This window comes from Streptomyces sp. NBC_01803, from assembly GCF_035917415.1.
In the GTDB taxonomy this organism is placed as follows: Bacteria; Actinomycetota; Actinomycetes; order Streptomycetales; family Streptomycetaceae; genus Streptomyces.
In genome coordinates, this window is record NZ_CP109073.1 from 2,590,777 (window position 1) to 2,605,383 (window position 14,607).

The following is a 14,607-nucleotide window of genomic DNA, read 5'->3' on the forward strand; positions in this document are numbered from 1 at the left end:
GGCGGGTCGTCTGCGTATGCTCATGGACATGCCTACGTCCCCTGTACACGTCATCGGGGCCGGTCCGGCCGGGCTCGCCGTCGCCGCTTCGCTCGCGCGCCGGGGGGTCCGGGCCGTCGTGGTGGAGAAGTCCAGTGATGTGGGGGCGTCCTGGCGCGCGCACTACGACCGGCTGCGGCTGCACACCACCCGCCGCTGGTCCTCGCTGCCCGGACTGCCGATCCCGAGGTCGGCCGGACGCTGGGTGCGTCGGGACGACTTCGTGCGCTACCTGGAGACCTACGCGCGGCACCACCGAATCGATCTGGCCGCCGGGGTCGAGGTGTTCGGCGTCGAGCGGCCTGAACCGGGGACCGGCGACTGGCTGTTGCACGCGACCGGCGGGCGCCGGCTGCGCGCCGCCGCCGTCGTGGTGGCGACCGGCCACACGCCGAAGCTGCCGGACTGGCCCGGCCTGGACGACTACGCGGGCGAGCTGCTGCACGCGAGCGCGTACCGCACCCCCGAGCCGTTCCGGGGCCGGGACGTGCTGGTCGTCGGCAGCGGCAACAGCGGCGCCGAGATAGCCGCGGACCTGGCGTCCGGTGGTGCCGGGCGGGTGCGGCTGGCGGTGCGGACCGCGCCGCACATCCTGCGGCGCGCGACGCTGGGCTGGCCCACGCAGGCCAACGCGATCCTGTGCCGCGGACTGCCGGTCGTCCTGACGGACCGGCTGATCCGGCTCGGTGCGCGGCAGCTGCCCAACCTGGCCCGGTACGGCCTGCCCCGGCCGGAGCAGGGACTGTACTCGCGGGCCCGCGAGGGGTCGATCCCGGTGCTGGATGCGGGACTTGTCCGCGCGGTGCGCCGCGGCCTGGTCCAACCCGTCGCCGCGGTCGAGTCGTTCGACGGCTGCAAGGTGGTGCTGGCGAACGGCGAGACCATCGGTCCCGATGTCGTCATAGCGGCCACCGGCTACCGCAGCGGGCTCGGCCCGCTCGTCGGCTATCTCGGGGTGCTGGACGGCGACGGCCGTCCGCTGGTGCACGGCGCCGAGACCCATCCGGCCGCCGCCGGGCTGTACTTCATCGGCTACACGAATCCGATCAGCGGCAACCTGCGCGAACTGGCGCGCGACGCCCCGAAGATCGCCGCCGCCATCGCCCAACGGCACGCCGTCGGCGGTCGGAGGCCATGATCCGAAACGAGCGATCGTCGTCCGAAGGGACACCCCTCCCCATAAGGGGAGGGGGCCCGGCAGGGTGATCCGCACTCGCCGAGCACGCCCGCCACGGGGGCGGGGCCTCGACGTCCCCTCGCAGCGCATCACCCCATCCCGCCCAACCCGGCCTCCAACGGACTGAGCGGAATCCTCTCTCTAGGTGATCAGATAGGCACGGAACGTCAATAGCCGGCCGGAACTCTTCTGCCCGGCTCCGACGGCTCTGAAGCCTCTTCACCCCTGGGCGAACCGGCCGGCGAGCAATCGAGCTCGCACCAGACCCGCTTGCCCTGCTCCTCGCGCTGCCAGCCCCAGCGGTCGGCGAGCACCTCCACCAACTCCAGTCCGCGCCCGCCGGTGTCCTCGCCCTCGGCATGTCTGGGCCGGGGCGCGCGGCTGCTGTCGTCCACCACCTCCAGCCGGACCGGCACGTCCCGCCCGGCCGCCACCCGTCGGACGGCCAGCCGCAGCACGGCCGGACGGCCCGTGTGCACCACCGCGTTCGTCACCAGCTCGGAGACGAGCAGCACCAACGTGTCCGTCTGCGACTCGTCAGGACGGGCCGGACAGGGCTGCCCCCTCCCGAGCTGCGCCCGAACCCACCGCCGGGCACGGCCCACTTCCGAGGGCTCGGGGGCGACATCCAACTGCTTTTCCAGCTCCTGCACCGTTCACACCATCCGAACCGGGCGGACAAATCCCCTCACACCGAGCACAATCTCGGTGGGGGCCAGCATGATTGACGGGCGAGTCGGACAACAAGTGCTTCAGGAATATTCCGGCGCAAAGGAGTAAGCGCACGCTGACCTGTGCGAACGCCGAGCGGCTCACTCGAACATTACTTAGGCAGGGCTCAGGCGGACAGCGGCGTCCCGGCGCCGCCCGCGGCCGACTCAAGGTCGGGATAGCAGTCGAACAGCCGCCGCACACCGAGCGCGGCCAGCACCCGGTTGACGTGCGAGCCGTCCTCCGCGCCGCGCGCGGGCAGGATCAGCCGGAGCTCTCCGGCGCACGAGCGCATCAACCGGCGCGCGGCCACGAGGACTCCGACCCCGCTGGAGTCGCAGAACATCACCTCGGACAGATCGAGCACGACCTGCCTGCGGCCGTCCGCGACCGCGTCGTGCACCTGATGGCGGACGGCCGGCGAGGTCGCCAGGTCCAGCTCACCGACGACCCGCAGGACGGCCCACTCCCCTCGCTGCTCTCCGTGCACCCTCAACGCCACGTCGCTGGGACCCTTCTGCCGTCGTCGTTGTCGTTGTTGTCGTCGTTGTTGTCGTCGTCGTTGTTGTCATTGTTGTCATTGTTGTCGCTGATCTGTCGACTTCGTGCGCTCTGTTGTCCGCCGGTGCTCACTCTCCGCCGGAAAAACCGCTTCTCTCCGAGCGACCTGCCCACTTTCCTCGTCGCCACGCATCACCTCTCCTCAGGCGCGCCCGGTCGCGTTCCGGGGGCGCAATCACCACACGGGGCGCGCACGAACGGCGCCGCGCACTACATTTGACGCTACGCACGGGGCCGAAGGTTGTCGCAAGGCGGGCGGGGAGCGGGAATTGGGGGCCTGATGGCGCACGAGACACCGCCGTGCTGGGACCGGAGCACGGCTCAGCGGCTTGAGCGCGGAGAGGCCGCCGCGCTCGCCGAGCTGTACGACCGTTTCGCGTCGCTGGTCTACGGCATCGCCCAGCGGGTGCTCAACGACGAGAACGCCACCGCGCGGGTGACCCGCGAGGTGTTCGCCGTCATCTGGGAATCGCCGCGGGACTTCGCCCCGGACACCGGACCGATGCGCTCCTGGATCGCCGGCCTCGCCCACCGGCTCGCCGTCCAGCGGCTGCGCGCCGACCTCGACGGCCGGGCGAGCGCGGCCGAACGGGCGGAGGCGGCCGAGCAGGCGCGTGCGGCGTCCACGGCCGCCAGGGCCGACTACATCGTCACCGCGATGCCCGCGCCGCTGCGCGAGGCGCTCGAACTCACCCGGTTCCAGCGGCGGGACTACCGGCGGATGGCGAAACGGCTCGGCATCACCGAGGCGGAGGCCCGCCGCCGACTGCGCCTGGGTCTGCAACTGCTGTCCACCGCCACCCAGTACGACGCGGAGGACCTGTGACCACGCCGCACGCGCACGACGGATGGGGACCGGATGACCCCGGTCCCCATCACGCTCGCGGTCCCGGTTCCGGCCCCGAGGACCGGACGCCGGACGTTCCCGGTCCGGACGGGACGCGTTCCGGTGGCGATCCACGTGTGCCGCGCCCCCGGAACAGGTTCACGCACTTCGTGGAGTCGTTCGCGCGGGCGGGCCTGCCGCCGCCGGGCGCGGAGGACACCGCGACGGCCCCCACCCGGCAGCCGGAGGCGAGCGAGCCGATGTCCACCCACCACGACCTCATGTCCCTGCTCGGCGCCTGGGCGCTGTCGGCCTGCTCCCCCGAGGAGGCTGAGCGCGTCGAGGCCCATCTCACCGACTGCGGCCGGTGCGCCGAGGAGGCGCTGCGGCTACGCGAGGCCGTCACCTTCCTCGAACCGCAGCGCAGCCTCGATCTCGACCCCCGGCTGCGGGTGCGCGTGCTGGAGGGCTGCCTCACCCGCCGCCCCGCCGCGGTGCCGGTGCCGCCCTGGGCCGCGCCGCTCGACGCGGAGGCCGCCCGCCTGGACGCGCTGCTGAACGACATGGCCGAGGACGAGTGGCGCGCGACCGTCGAGCTGCGCTGGTTCGAGGACGACCGGTGGCACGTCCGGGCGACGACGGTGGCCGGTGTGCTGGACCACCTGCTGGCCGTGGACGGGCTGCTGGCCAGGACGGTCGGCCTGCCGGACCCGCTCGCCGGTGACGGCGATGACGACGGGCCCGTTCCCGGTCCGCTTCCCGTTCCCGTTCCCGGTCACGACCCGGTCGCCCGCACCCTGGCCCGCTGGCGCGCGGCTCCCGAGCCGCGCGCCGAGCCGCGCGCCCCCTGGCTGCCGTGGCGGGAGCAGACCCGCGCGCTGGTACGCGCGGCGGCCGGGCGGCGCGAGACGGCCCTCCCCGACGACTACCTGGGCCGGGCGTTCGCCTGCTGGGTGCACGCCGGGGACATCGCGGCGGCCGTCGAATATCCGTACGGGCCGCCGTACGGCGCCCACCTGCGGCTGCTGGTCGATCTGGCCGCGCGGCGGCTGCCCGGCAGCATCGCCGGACGGCGGCGGGCCGGGCTCGCCACCTCGCCCGGGCGGCTGACGACGGCCGGCGCGACGGGCCGCACGATCCATCTGGAGGTGGAGGGCGCGGGCGGCGGCCACTGGTACATACCGCTCGACTCGCCGACCGCCGCCGTCGCCCGCACCGAGACGCGGAGCGCGGTGGCCCATGTGGCGCTGGACGACGTGGTCTTCTGCCAGCTCGCCGCGGGTCGAATAACCCCGGAGGAGGCGGCCTCGGGCGGCGAGGGCGATCCCGCGGTGATAAGGGATGTGCTCTTCGCGGCGGCGGCCCTCTCCCGGCTGTGATCCCGGGCCCCGTGCCGGGCCCCGTGCCGAGCCCCGTGCCGGGCTCTCGCCGGCCCTGCCGGGCTCAGGCGAAGATGACGGTGCGGCGCCCGTTGAGGAGCACCCGGCGCTCGCTGTGCCACTTCACCGCACGGGCCAACGCCTGGCACTCGACGTCACGGCCGACCGCCACCAGCTGCTGCGGGGTCAGCTCGTGCCCGACCCGCTCCACCTCCTGCTCGATGATCGGGCCCTCGTCCAGCTCGGCCGTCACATAGTGCGCCGTCGCCCCGATGACCTTCACGCCCCGCGCGTGCGCCTGGTGGTAGGGGCGCGCGCCCTTGAAGCTCGGCAGGAAGGAGTGGTGGATGTTGATGATCCGGCCCGGCAGCCGCTTGCACAGATCGTCCGAGATGACCTGCATGTAGCGGGCCAGCACCACGAGCTCGACCTCCTCGTCCTCGACGATCCGCAGCAGCCGCGCCTCGGCCTCCGCCTTGGTGTCGGCGGTGACCGGGATGTGGTGGAACGGGATGCCGTACGACGCGGACAGCTCGGCGAAGTCGGTGTGGTTGGAGACGACGGCCGCGACCTCGACCGGCAGCGCGCCGATCCGGGAGCGGAAGAGGAGGTCGTTGAGGCAGTGGCCGAACTTGCTGACCATCAGCAGAACGCGCGTCTTCCGGTCGGCCGGGTGAAGCTGCCAGTCCATCTGGAAGGTGTCCCCGATGGCCGCGAAGCTGGCCCGCAGCTTCTCCAGGGTGACCGGCTCGACGGCCGAGAAGTGCACCCGCATGAAGAAGAGTCCGGTGTCGCGATCGCCGAACTGCTGGCTGTCCACGATGTTGCAGCCGGTCATGAAGAGGAAGCTGGAGACCGCGTGCACGATTCCGGGCTTGTCCGGGCAGGACAGGGTCAGCACGTAGTCGTCGGTCTGGGCGGACTGCTCGGGGGTCATGGTGCTCTAGGGTGGCACATCCCCGTCAGATCGTGTGCAGCGCCGCAGCCAGCTCGTCCAGGGTGCGCGGGCGGGTGTCAGGGTCGTCACCGTCGTTGAACGCGAGCCGGGTGTGCGCCTCGCGCGCCGCGCGGACGGCCTCCGGCCAGCCGTGGTGCTGGAGGTAGGCGGTGACGGGCGCGTCGGCGCCGACCTGGTGCATGATCCGCAGCACCCGCAGCACGACGACGTCCACCAGGGCCGCCTCCTGGCTGTCCCGGAAGACGGTCCCGACGTACTTCTCGGCCGACCAGTTGTCCAGCCAGGTGTCCTCGACCAGGCGGTAGACGGCGTCGGTCACGTCCCCGTAGCCGGGCGCACCGGCCGCCCAGCAGTTCTGATGGAACGCGGGATCGGAGAGCATGTGCAGGGCCGAGCGCACGTTGGCTCGCCAGCGCCACCAGGGCATGTCGTTGAGCGGCATGCCTGCCATGGTGGAGGACCGGCGGGTCTGACGGGAAGGGGTACCGGGCATCTCCGCCGTCACAGCTCGGTCGCCGCCCGCTCGGGAAGGCCGTGATCCCGGGCGACCGGATTCCACAGCCCGGCCGCCTGCTCCTTGGCCTGCGTGGCCCGGCCGCTGGCGCTGTCGCCCTGCGTGGCCCGGTCGGTGTGCTGGGCCTGGCCGCCGTCGCAGACCTGCCGGTCCTGGCTGGCCTGGTCGGCCCACGCCGCGTAGTGCTCGTCGGCCTCGGCCGAGGCACGCCACGCCTCGGTGAGGGACTGGACGAGGGCGTCGCCCTGCGGCAGGGCGTCGATCGGGAGCCCCTCGAGCCGGGTGACGAGGCCGTTGCGCTGCTGGGCGGCGGCGCGCAGGTCGGTGGCGGCGCGGTTCAGGTGCTTGCACTGGCGGATGTCGGCGACGGCCGCGATGACGCTGTCCCGGCTGTCGTTGCTGTCGTCCAGCAGCGAGGAGAGGTCCTGTGCCTGGGCGGCGGCCTCGGCGTCGTTCTCTGCCTCCCGCGGCGCGGCTTCGGGCTCCGTCTCGTTCTGTCCGTCCTCGGCCTCGCCCTCCGTCTCTTCGGGCGTCACGCCCTGGGAGACCTCGGCGGGCCCGCCACCGTCCCCGCCTCCTCCGCCGCTGAGGGCGGCGCCGGCGCCGAGGCCGACGATGGCGCAGCCGACGACGACGGCCATGACGACGAGCGCGGGGTTACGCCGCCTCGGCTCGCGGTCCTCGTCGTAGTACGGCGGCGGCAGGTCGTCCTGCGGCGTGTGCGTGGCGGCGGAACGGAAGAGGTTGTCGAACCCGGGCGGCGGCGTCGGCGCCGGGGCGGACCGCCGGGGCGGGCCGGGCCGGACCGCGCGCAACCGCGTGGTCGCCTCCGGGTCCCGGCCGGCGTCCGGTACGGGCGGCATGACCCGGGTGGCCGCCTCGTCGTCCACAGGCGGCACGGGTGGGATGAACCGCGTGGCCGCCTCGTCGTCCACAGCCGGCACGGGTGGGATGAACCGCGTGGCCGCCGCGTCGTCCACAGCCGGCACGGGTGGGATGAACCGCGTGGCCGCCTCATCGTCCACAGCCGGCACGGGTGGGATGAACCGCGTGGCCGCCTCATCGTCGCCCGGGCGCACCGGCGGGATGAGCTGCGTGGCGCCCTCACTGTCCACGGGCGGCGTCGAGGGCCGCTCCGGGGTGGGCCGACTGGGCAGCCGCCGGATCTGGGCGGTGGCCTCCACGGCTGGTATGTAGGCGGTGGCGTCCTCGTCCACCGACACCTGCGGCGGCGCCTGGGGCCGAGGCGGCGTGGGCTCCGGCGGCAGCGAGTGCCGCCCCCGGCGAACAACGGGAGGCTCGGCGGGCGGCTGCGCGGGCGGGGGCGACTGCGGTGGCCCCGGTGGCTGAGCAGGCGTCGCCTCCGGCCCCCACGGCTGCCCCCAGGGCTGGCCCGGGGCCGGAACACCGATCGCCGGATCCGCGTTCGGACCGCCCTCACCCGACGGCAGAATCACGCCCTCGCGGGGCTCGTCGTCGCGTCCGCTGTGGCTGGTCACCGAGGCTCCTCGTTACTGCTCGCCATTCGCCGGGCCACGCTACCCGCTCCCCAGGAGGTTCGCCGCGCCGCCTCCCACCCGTCAAGCCCCCCAGGTCAGCGCCAACCCCCAACCCCGCCTCGCGGCCCCAGGCCCGGCCATCCGCCGTTCGCCCGCCTCCGGCCTCCCGCCTCCCGCGTCCGCGCGGCCCGCCGACGTGCCCGGCCTCCTGACGAACGAGGTGGCCGGGTCGGCTTCCCGGGCCCGTGTCATCTCTGTGTCCCCCCTCGGCTCCGCGCGGCGTGCGCGCGGCCACACCGAACGTCAGGTCGGCGGGTGTCAGGGAGCCGACCAGGGCCGGGGCGGGAGGGCCCGGCCCTGGTCGGCTGGTCACCGGTTGGGGACGGTCACACCTCCCGCTGAGGGCCGCCGCTTCCCTGGCTGCCGACCGCGACCGCGTCCGTCGCGTCCACGGCCGGGCGGAGGGCCTTGGCGATCTGGACCGCGTCGCCCACCGCCCAGACGTGGAAGAAGAACAGGCGCGGTTCGTCCATCAGGCCGTGGTTGTGGAGGGTGACGAGGCCGATACCGCCCTTGCGCAGGGCCACCAGGACGTTCTGGACCTCCGATCCGATCATGGCGATGTCGCCGTTCAGGACGGCCTTGCCACCGCCCAGGGGCTGGAAGTTGAGGGCCGTCGTGGCGCCGAGGCCCGGGGGAAGGACACGGCCGTCGTGGTTCATCGTCTCGCGGCGGAGGAAGATGCACTTGTAGACGCCCTCCGAGTCGATCCCGGGGGTGCCCATCGCGTCGTCGATGGCCGCCGTGTCGAGGTCGACCGCCGGCTCATCCGGCTCCGACTCCGGGGGCGGGGGCGGTGTCGTGGTGCAGTCGATGGCCGCCTTGATGCCGCGCGCGAGGGCGACCGGGTCGTGGCCGTGGGCGTGGACGTGGGTCCACCAGATGTCGGGAGTCTGGGAAAGGAGGTGCTTGTGGATCGCCGTCTGGGCGATCCCGTGCGAGTGGAGGGCGTCGCTGACCCGCTGGAGTTCCCTCTCGGTGACCACCAGGTCGCCCATGAGCAGTGTGCTGTCGTCGGAGTAACGGACGAAGGCCACGTGCGTGCCCAGCGCGAAGGCCGGGGTGATGGTGATGCCGTAGGAGACGACGCGCAGGTCTCTTCGGGTGAAGTCCGTGTGGTAGAGCATCTTGCGGCGGATGCCGCCCGGTCGGCCCAGGGCCGTCGCGACATCGCTCCAGTCCGACTCGACGGTGGGCAGCGGCTGGAGCAGCCCGCCCCCGCTGGACATCCCGCCGGAGTCCGCGCGGGCGATGCCCGCGCCCGCTCCGGCCAGCACCGGCGCCAGCGCCGCCGCGGCCATCAGCTGCCGTCGCGGCGTGGTACCCCGTGTGAGCGTGTCCCGCTCTCGGTCTACAGTCATGCCTGGAATCTGAGCATGAAAAATCGGCTTATTCCGGACATTTCGGCCCGACGAACGAATCGTGAGCGTCAGGGCCACTCGTTAGAGCTACATCCGATAGGCGCATCAGCCGATCAACGGGTACTCCGGCCGCCGCTTCGGAGTGGCGAGCGCCGTCCCCGGTTGCTAGAGCGTGGCGATGAACGACGACCAGCTCGCCGCCGGGATCACCAGCGCCGGACCCTCCGGGGCCTTGGAATCACGGACGGGGACGACGCCGGGAACGCCGTCCGCCACCTCGACGCAGTCCCCATTGCTGCCGCCGCTGTAGCTGCTCTTCCGCCAGCCCCCCGCGATGAACGACGACCAGCTCGCCGCCGGGATCACCAGCGCCGGGCCGCCGGGCACCTTGGAGTCACGGACGGGGACGACGCCGGGGATGTTGTCCGCCACCTCGACGCACGATCCGTTGCTGCCGCCGCTGTAGCTGCTCTTCCGCCACCGGGCCGTGCTGAGGTCGTAAGTGGTCATTTCATGAAGTCCTCTGCCGCCGATTCGATCAGGGATAGGGACTCTTCATGCGGCAACGCCGAAGCCCTAAGCAGATCGTAGGACATCTGGTACTGGGCAAACAGCGCCGGATCATCGATCAACTGGCCGATGTGCGGGCCTTCGACGTAGGCCAGCGGCGGGGCCTCCCCGAACGTCATCAGTGTGACGAACCCTTCCATGAGCGCGTGCGCGCCCACCGCGTAGGGAAGGATTTGGACCAGGGCGCGGCGCTCTTTGACGGTCCGCGCGATGTGAGTGAGCTGTTCGCCCATCGCGGCCCGGCCACCGACCGGGCGACGCAGGATGTTCTCGTCCAGGACCGACCAATACAGGGGCGCTGTAGTGCCCTCGGCGGGCTTCAGGATGTCGGCGCGCGCCAGGCGGTTGGCGACGCGGTTCTTGATCTCCTCCTCGGGCATCAGCGGGCTGTGGGCGCCGAAGACCGCGCGGGCATATCCCTCGGTCTGGAGCAGACCGGGGACGAGGAGCGGCGCCCAGTCGCAGATGGTCAGGGCCAGCGGCTCATGCTCCGCCGCGTCGCTGAAGAACTCGGCGAACGGCTGCTGTTTGATCAGCTCTTTCCACATCCGCTCGAAAAAACCATCGGTTTGTAGGGCGGCATCGAACCGCTGCGCGTGGTCCTGCTTGGGCCTGCGGATGCCTTGCTCGAACAGGCCGATGTAACCGGCCGAGCAGAAGACCAGGAGCCCCAAGTCCGCCTGCGTCATCCCGGCGACCTCCCTGCGGCGCTTCAACTCGGCGCCGAAGAACTTCCAACCGCCACGGAACTGCGCGAACTGGCTCCTGCGAATGGCCTTGCCCATTGCCTTGCTCCCTGTAACTCCCCAGCACAACAACGCTGCTTGTATCGCTCTCTGCTCTGGCGACACTACTGCGCGTTCCCTCGGGGTGTAAGTGGGCCGGATGGGCCGGGACAAGGGAGCGGAATTCTGATGACGGTTCCTCAGGACGAGCGAGATCTGACGGCGCGGCATGCCCGTGACCGCATACGGGATGTCCTGGAGCTGGTGGGGGCCGGGCAGGTCGAGGTCCGGCTGGAAAGGGACGACGAGGGGCGAACCGTCGTGCGCGTCACCGCGACATCGGCCGAACTCCCCTCGCTGATCGCGGATCTCATGGTCAAGGGCATCGTGCCGTGGCCCTCGGCGGGAATCGCCGTATGGGACGGCGGTGAACGCCGAGTCGGCGAGGTGATTTCAGCCGTGGGCCCCAACGTCCGGCTGCGTTCGCTGCACACCCCGTACGAGTGGCTCTCCACTCCGCACCGGCTGCGAACGGCTCGCATCGGGGAAATCGAGGACGCCAGAGAGGGAAAGGCAGGCCATGACACGGTGCAGGCACCCTGAACTCGTGGAACGGCACGGCGCCAAGTTCTGCGCGTTCCGCGGGGCGCAGATCTATTTGCCGTCGCGCCGGGTGGCGATTCCGAAGGCCGCCGCCATCGCCCGTTACGAGGAAGGCGAATCGCTCGCCTCGCTCGCCCGGTCCTTCCAGGTGTCGCAGACGACGGTCCGGCGTCGGTTCACGGAATGGGGGATCGATACGCGCGACGCCCCCGAGGCGGCCCAGGTGATCCGGCCGGTGCAGCGGTTCAACCGGTGAGGCGCGAGGCGCTCACGCCGCGCGCTGGGGCCAGCGGGCGGCGAATTCGCGGACCGTCGGTTCGTTGCGGTGGGGGGCCAGGCGGGAGCGGAAGTCCTCGAAGTAGTCGCCGCCCCGGCCCGAGCGCAGGCCGTCCAGCAGGGTGCCCGCCTCAGAAGCCGTGTGGCAGGCGGCGTCCAGCTCGCCTTCCTGCAACTGGCCGGTGGCCAGGATGAGAAGACCTATCGCGCGGCGCCGCGCCCGGGTCTCCGGGTGGCCCGACAGGGCTTCGATCGCGCGCTGTTGTGCCGCCCGGCCCTGGCCCAGGTCGCGGTGGCAGTGGGCCAGCTCGTCCGCGAGGTAGGCCGCGTCGAAGTGGGCGATCCACGCGGGCTCGTCGCCCGAGTCGGCGTCCGAGCGCTCCAGCGCGGCCAGGGCCTCGGACGCCGTCCGGCGGCAGCCTTCCTGGTCGCCGAGCTGAGCGTAGCCACGTGCCTCGGCGGCCAGGAAGAGCGCCTGCGCGCGCGGCGTGACGCGGCCCCGGGAGCCCTCCTGGGCGGCGCGGGCGAGCTGGATCACCTCGCGCGGGTTCCCCAGCTCGGCGGCGAGGTGGCTCATGCCCGCCGCCAGCACATAGCCGCCGAAGCCCCGGTCGCCGGCCGCCTGGGCGAGGCGCAGGGCCTGGATGTAGTACCGCTGGGCCAGGCCGGGCAGGCCGCTGTCCACCGCCATGTACCCGGCCAGCTCGGTGAGCCGGGCGGCGGCGGCGAACAGCTCGCGGCCGATCGTTTCCCGGTACGAGCCGTCCAGGAGGCCGGCGACGACGCTGTTGAGGTAGTGGACGACGACCGGGCGCACGTGGCCGGAGCCCCAGCGGCGGTCGAGAGCGACCAGCGCGGCCGTGGTCGCGACGACGGCCCCCACGTCCGCCGTGCCGACGCGCGCCCCCGTCGCGCGGGCCACCTCGGTGTCGGCCGGGGTGATCAGCCAGTCGCGGCTGGGCTCGACCAGCGCGGCCGGGGCCACGCTGGAGCCGCCGGGGGCGTACGGGTTCTGGCCGTCACCGCTCTCCCTGCGGGCCACGTCGGAGCGCCACAGCTCGGTCGCCTGCTCCAGGCTCTCCGCGAGCCCGGCCGCGAAGTGCAGGCCCACCGAAGAGGTGAGCTGGCGGGTGGTGCCCATGCCGATCTCGTCCACGGTCACCGGGCGGCCCAGCTTGCGGCCGAGCGCCTCGGCGATGACCTCGGGCGCCCGGCCGCGCGGCTGCTGGCCACGGATCCAGCGGGCGACGGACGTTTTGTCGTACCGGAAGTCGAAGCCGTGCTCGGCGGCACACAAGTTGACGCGCCGGGCCAGACCCGCGTTGGAGCAGCCGGCCTCGCGGATGAGGGACAGCAGGCGCTCGTTGGGCTGGCGGGCGATCAGTGGTCTGGCAGTCATCAAGCGGCTCCCTTGCTGACGGGCCCGGGAAGATCCCCGCAGATCAATGCCCGGCCGCTGACGGGTCCATCCCGTGTGCACCGGCCGATGCTCCGATGCGCCCCGCGTGCGGGCGTCCTTCCGCACACCGGGGCGCACCGGCCCGTAACCCGTTTGGTGGAATCGAGTTGTCATGGATGTGGATGAGACCATCGCCGTCACCTCAGCCGTGACCACCCAGACGAACCCTCGGCAGCACGACGATCCGCTGCTCGAACACGCCGTCCGATACGCCGAGGAGCGGCACTGGGACGTGCTGCCCGGCACGTGGCTGGCATACGACAAGGGCGTGGCCCGCTGCTCGTGCGCGGTCGAGACGTGCTACGCGCCCGGCGCGCATCCGACCCGCATGGACTGGCCGGCGCACGCGACGGGCAGTGCCGTCGAGGCACGGCGGCTGTGGGAGCGGGAGCCGCGCGCGGCGATCCTGCTGCCGACCGGGCGGACGTTCGACGTGCTGGACGTGCCGGAGACGGCCGGCTGTCTGGCCCTGGCGCGGATGGAGCGGACCGGCACGGAGCTGGGGCCGGTCGCGGGGACGCCGACCGGGCGGCTGCAGTTCTTCGTGCTGCCGGGCGGCGCGACCAAGGTGCCGGGGACGCTGCGGCGGCTCGGCTGGGAGCCGGCCACCATGGACCTGGTCCCGCGCGGCGAGGGCGACTTCGTGGCCGCGCCGCCGACGCGGATCGGGACGCGCGGCTCGGTGCAGTGGGCGCGGCGGCCGACCACGACGAACCGCTGGCTGCCCGACGCCGAACAGCTCCTGCCCACACTCGCCTACGCCTGCGCCCAGGAGCGTTGAAGGGCGCCGGGCGCACCGCGCTCTCCCCGCCGTGACACTTCCGCTCGTAGGGCCCTGCCCCTGGCCGCGCCGCTGACCGCCCGCCGACTCCCGGAGATCCTGGCGGCGGTCAGCCGGGCCTGAGCCATGGGGGCGGGCCGGGGCGACAGAGGGGCAGGGGTCAGGGATGTGTCACCACAGGCCCTCGTCTCTCAGGAAGCCCTCGACTATCTCCCGCCACTCCGCCGGGCGTTCGAGATGGACCAGGTGGCCGGCGTCGGGGATGTCGGCATAGCGGCCCCGCGGCAGCACGCGGACCATCTCGTGCGCCTCGGCACGGCCCAGCTCGCCGTCGAGGCCGCGCACGACCAGGGTCGGGCTCTGGACGAGGGCCAGCTCGTCCCAGTGCGCCTCACGGACCCAGCCCTCTCGGGCGGCCAGCATCTGCGGGCGCGAGAAGCCCGGCCGCCAGCCGTCGGCCCGCTCGGCCATCACCTCCGCGAAGAAGTCCCCCCGGGCGGGGCGCGGGCGGTCCAGCGCCGGATCCTCCTCGCCGAACCAGCGCCGCACGTCCGCCAGCGTGGCGAACGGCACCGGCCACGAGGCCAGCCACGCGCTCCACTCCTGCCGCGAGCGGACGCCGAGCGCCGCCGCCCGCATGTCGCAGATCACCACCGCGCGCACCAGATCCGGGCGGCGGGCGGCGAGCTGCCATGCCGTCAGCGCGCCCATGGCGTGCCCGATCAGCACGGCCGGGCCCAGGCCGAGCTGCTCGACGGCGGCCTCCGCGTCCGCCACGAAGGCGTCCCGGTCGAACGGACCCGCGGCCGGCTTGTCGCTGCGGCCGTGGCCGCGCTGGTCCAGGGCGACCGCGCGCCAGCGGGCCGACAGCCAGCGGGCGGTGTCCGCCCAGTGCGAGGCGCGGCCCAGCAATCCGTGCAGCAGCAGGACACCCGGCCGCTCCGCCCGGCCGTCCGCCCGCTTCTCCCTCGGCGGCTCGCCGAACTCCCAGGCGGCCAGCCGCACTCCGCCCTGCCCAACAACGTGGACGCGACGCGCCATGCGCTCCGTCCCCCTTTCTCCGGCCCCAGTCACGGCCCCCGCCCCTACCAGAGACCACGATATCGAA

The 14,607-nt window shown here is 72.8% G+C and carries 16 protein-coding genes; 6 read left to right on the forward strand and 10 right to left on the reverse strand.

Translation table 11 applies throughout. From position 1 onward, the window contains the following. Positions 1–28 precede the first annotated feature (28 nt). Positions 29–1,177, forward strand: a complete 1,149-nt coding sequence (locus OIE51_RS11260; protein ID WP_326597392.1) for a flavin-containing monooxygenase — start codon at positions 29–31, stop codon at positions 1,175–1,177. A 206-nt stretch (positions 1,178–1,383) separates the two neighbouring features. Here the strand turns inward: OIE51_RS11260 and OIE51_RS11265 are convergent, their stop codons facing one another. Both OIE51_RS11265 and OIE51_RS11270 read right to left on the reverse strand, forming a co-directional pair. Beyond that, positions 1,384–1,869 carry an ATP-binding protein gene (locus OIE51_RS11265; RefSeq protein WP_326597393.1) on the reverse strand — a complete coding sequence of 162 codons (486 nt, stop codon included), beginning with the start codon at positions 1,867–1,869 and terminating at the stop codon, positions 1,384–1,386. A 185-nt stretch (positions 1,870–2,054) separates the two neighbouring features. After that, positions 2,055–2,429 (reverse strand): STAS domain-containing protein, encoded by a 375-nt coding sequence (locus OIE51_RS11270; protein WP_326597395.1) that lies wholly within the window; start codon positions 2,427–2,429, stop codon positions 2,055–2,057. Between the two features lie 339 nt (positions 2,430–2,768). On the opposite strand from OIE51_RS11270, the gene OIE51_RS11275 reads away from it, so the two are divergent. Together OIE51_RS11275 and OIE51_RS11280 are read left to right on the forward strand one after the other, a co-directional pair. Then, on the forward strand, positions 2,769–3,314 hold the full coding sequence (locus tag OIE51_RS11275; protein WP_442811906.1) for a sigma-70 family RNA polymerase sigma factor: 546 nt from the start codon (positions 2,769–2,771) through the stop codon (positions 3,312–3,314). Between the two features lie 170 nt (positions 3,315–3,484). Further along, on the forward strand, positions 3,485–4,693 hold the full coding sequence (locus tag OIE51_RS11280; RefSeq protein WP_326597396.1) for a zf-HC2 domain-containing protein: 1,209 nt from the start codon (positions 3,485–3,487) through the stop codon (positions 4,691–4,693). A gap of 64 nt (positions 4,694–4,757) precedes the next feature. Here OIE51_RS11280 and purU read toward each other — a convergent pair whose 3' ends face one another. The 6 genes from purU to OIE51_RS11310 all read right to left on the reverse strand — a co-directional run bounded on the left by purU (position 4,758) and on the right by OIE51_RS11310 (position 10,440). Then, complete coding sequence (purU, locus tag OIE51_RS11285; protein WP_326597398.1) at positions 4,758–5,630, reverse strand: formyltetrahydrofolate deformylase; 873 nt, start codon at positions 5,628–5,630, stop codon at positions 4,758–4,760. Between the two features lie 25 nt (positions 5,631–5,655). Next, positions 5,656–6,102, reverse strand: a complete 447-nt coding sequence (locus OIE51_RS11290; protein ID WP_326597400.1) for an SCO4402 family protein — start codon at positions 6,100–6,102, stop codon at positions 5,656–5,658. 50 nt (positions 6,103–6,152) lie between these two features. After that, positions 6,153–7,664, reverse strand: coding sequence for a hypothetical protein (locus OIE51_RS11295; protein ID WP_326597402.1), 1,512 nt, complete (start codon positions 7,662–7,664; stop codon positions 6,153–6,155). Between the two features lie 386 nt (positions 7,665–8,050). Beyond that, positions 8,051–9,085, reverse strand: a complete 1,035-nt coding sequence (locus OIE51_RS11300; protein WP_326597403.1) for a DUF1259 domain-containing protein — start codon at positions 9,083–9,085, stop codon at positions 8,051–8,053. A 165-nt stretch (positions 9,086–9,250) separates the two neighbouring features. Continuing rightward, positions 9,251–9,595 carry a DUF397 domain-containing protein gene (locus tag OIE51_RS11305; RefSeq protein WP_326597405.1) on the reverse strand — a complete coding sequence of 115 codons (345 nt, stop codon included), beginning with the start codon at positions 9,593–9,595 and terminating at the stop codon, positions 9,251–9,253. Continuing rightward, positions 9,592–10,440 carry a helix-turn-helix domain-containing protein gene (locus OIE51_RS11310; RefSeq protein ID WP_326597407.1) on the reverse strand — a complete coding sequence of 283 codons (849 nt, stop codon included), beginning with the start codon at positions 10,438–10,440 and terminating at the stop codon, positions 9,592–9,594. Before OIE51_RS11310 ends, OIE51_RS11305 begins: the two co-directional genes overlap by 4 nt. A gap of 129 nt (positions 10,441–10,569) precedes the next feature. Between OIE51_RS11310 and OIE51_RS11315 the strand changes: the two genes are divergently transcribed. Beyond that, positions 10,570–10,983, forward strand: a complete 414-nt coding sequence (locus OIE51_RS11315) for a hypothetical protein (protein ID WP_326597409.1) — start codon at positions 10,570–10,572, stop codon at positions 10,981–10,983. Positions 10,984–10,987: 4 nt separating this feature from the next. Next, positions 10,988–11,239 (forward strand): hypothetical protein, encoded by a 252-nt coding sequence (locus OIE51_RS11320; RefSeq protein WP_326597410.1) that lies wholly within the window; start codon positions 10,988–10,990, stop codon positions 11,237–11,239. A gap of 12 nt (positions 11,240–11,251) precedes the next feature. Here the strand turns inward: OIE51_RS11320 and OIE51_RS11325 are convergent, their stop codons facing one another. After that, complete coding sequence (locus OIE51_RS11325) at positions 11,252–12,658, reverse strand: transcriptional regulator (protein WP_326597411.1); 1,407 nt, start codon at positions 12,656–12,658, stop codon at positions 11,252–11,254. Positions 12,659–12,830: 172 nt separating this feature from the next. Between OIE51_RS11325 and OIE51_RS11330 the strand changes: the two genes are divergently transcribed. After that, the gene (locus tag OIE51_RS11330; RefSeq protein ID WP_326597412.1) at positions 12,831–13,499 is read left to right on the forward strand and encodes a bifunctional DNA primase/polymerase; all 669 of its coding nucleotides are present in this window, start codon (positions 12,831–12,833) and stop codon (positions 13,497–13,499) included. Between the two features lie 171 nt (positions 13,500–13,670). Here the strand turns inward: OIE51_RS11330 and OIE51_RS11335 are convergent, their stop codons facing one another. Beyond that, a complete protein-coding gene (locus OIE51_RS11335; RefSeq protein WP_326597414.1) occupies positions 13,671–14,540 on the reverse strand; it encodes an alpha/beta fold hydrolase in 870 nt (289 codons plus the stop codon). Between the last annotated feature and the right edge of the window lie 67 nt (positions 14,541–14,607).

What these genes read in the sequence shown, in the direction of transcription:
- OIE51_RS11260 (WP_326597392.1), top strand. Translation starts at nt 29, where the DNA reads ATGCCTACGTCCCCTGTACACGTCATCGGGGCCGGTCCGGCCGGGCTC.
- OIE51_RS11275 (WP_442811906.1), top strand. Translation starts at nt 2,769, where the DNA reads ATGGCGCACGAGACACCGCCGTGCTGGGACCGGAGCACGGCTCAGCGG.
- purU (WP_326597398.1), bottom strand. Translation starts at nt 5,630, where the DNA reads ATGACCCCCGAGCAGTCCGCCCAGACCGACGACTACGTGCTGACCCTG.
- OIE51_RS11290 (WP_326597400.1), bottom strand. Translation starts at nt 6,102, where the DNA reads ATGGCAGGCATGCCGCTCAACGACATGCCCTGGTGGCGCTGGCGAGCC.
- OIE51_RS11300 (WP_326597403.1), bottom strand. Translation starts at nt 9,085, where the DNA reads ATGACTGTAGACCGAGAGCGGGACACGCTCACACGGGGTACCACGCCG.
- OIE51_RS11305 (WP_326597405.1), bottom strand. Translation starts at nt 9,595, where the DNA reads ATGACCACTTACGACCTCAGCACGGCCCGGTGGCGGAAGAGCAGCTAC.
- OIE51_RS11310 (WP_326597407.1), bottom strand. Translation starts at nt 10,440, where the DNA reads ATGGGCAAGGCCATTCGCAGGAGCCAGTTCGCGCAGTTCCGTGGCGGT.
- OIE51_RS11315 (WP_326597409.1), top strand. Translation starts at nt 10,570, where the DNA reads ATGACGGTTCCTCAGGACGAGCGAGATCTGACGGCGCGGCATGCCCGT.
- OIE51_RS11325 (WP_326597411.1), bottom strand. Translation starts at nt 12,658, where the DNA reads ATGACTGCCAGACCACTGATCGCCCGCCAGCCCAACGAGCGCCTGCTG.
- OIE51_RS11330 (WP_326597412.1), top strand. Translation starts at nt 12,831, where the DNA reads ATGGATGTGGATGAGACCATCGCCGTCACCTCAGCCGTGACCACCCAG.
- OIE51_RS11335 (WP_326597414.1), bottom strand. Translation starts at nt 14,540, where the DNA reads ATGGCGCGTCGCGTCCACGTTGTTGGGCAGGGCGGAGTGCGGCTGGCC.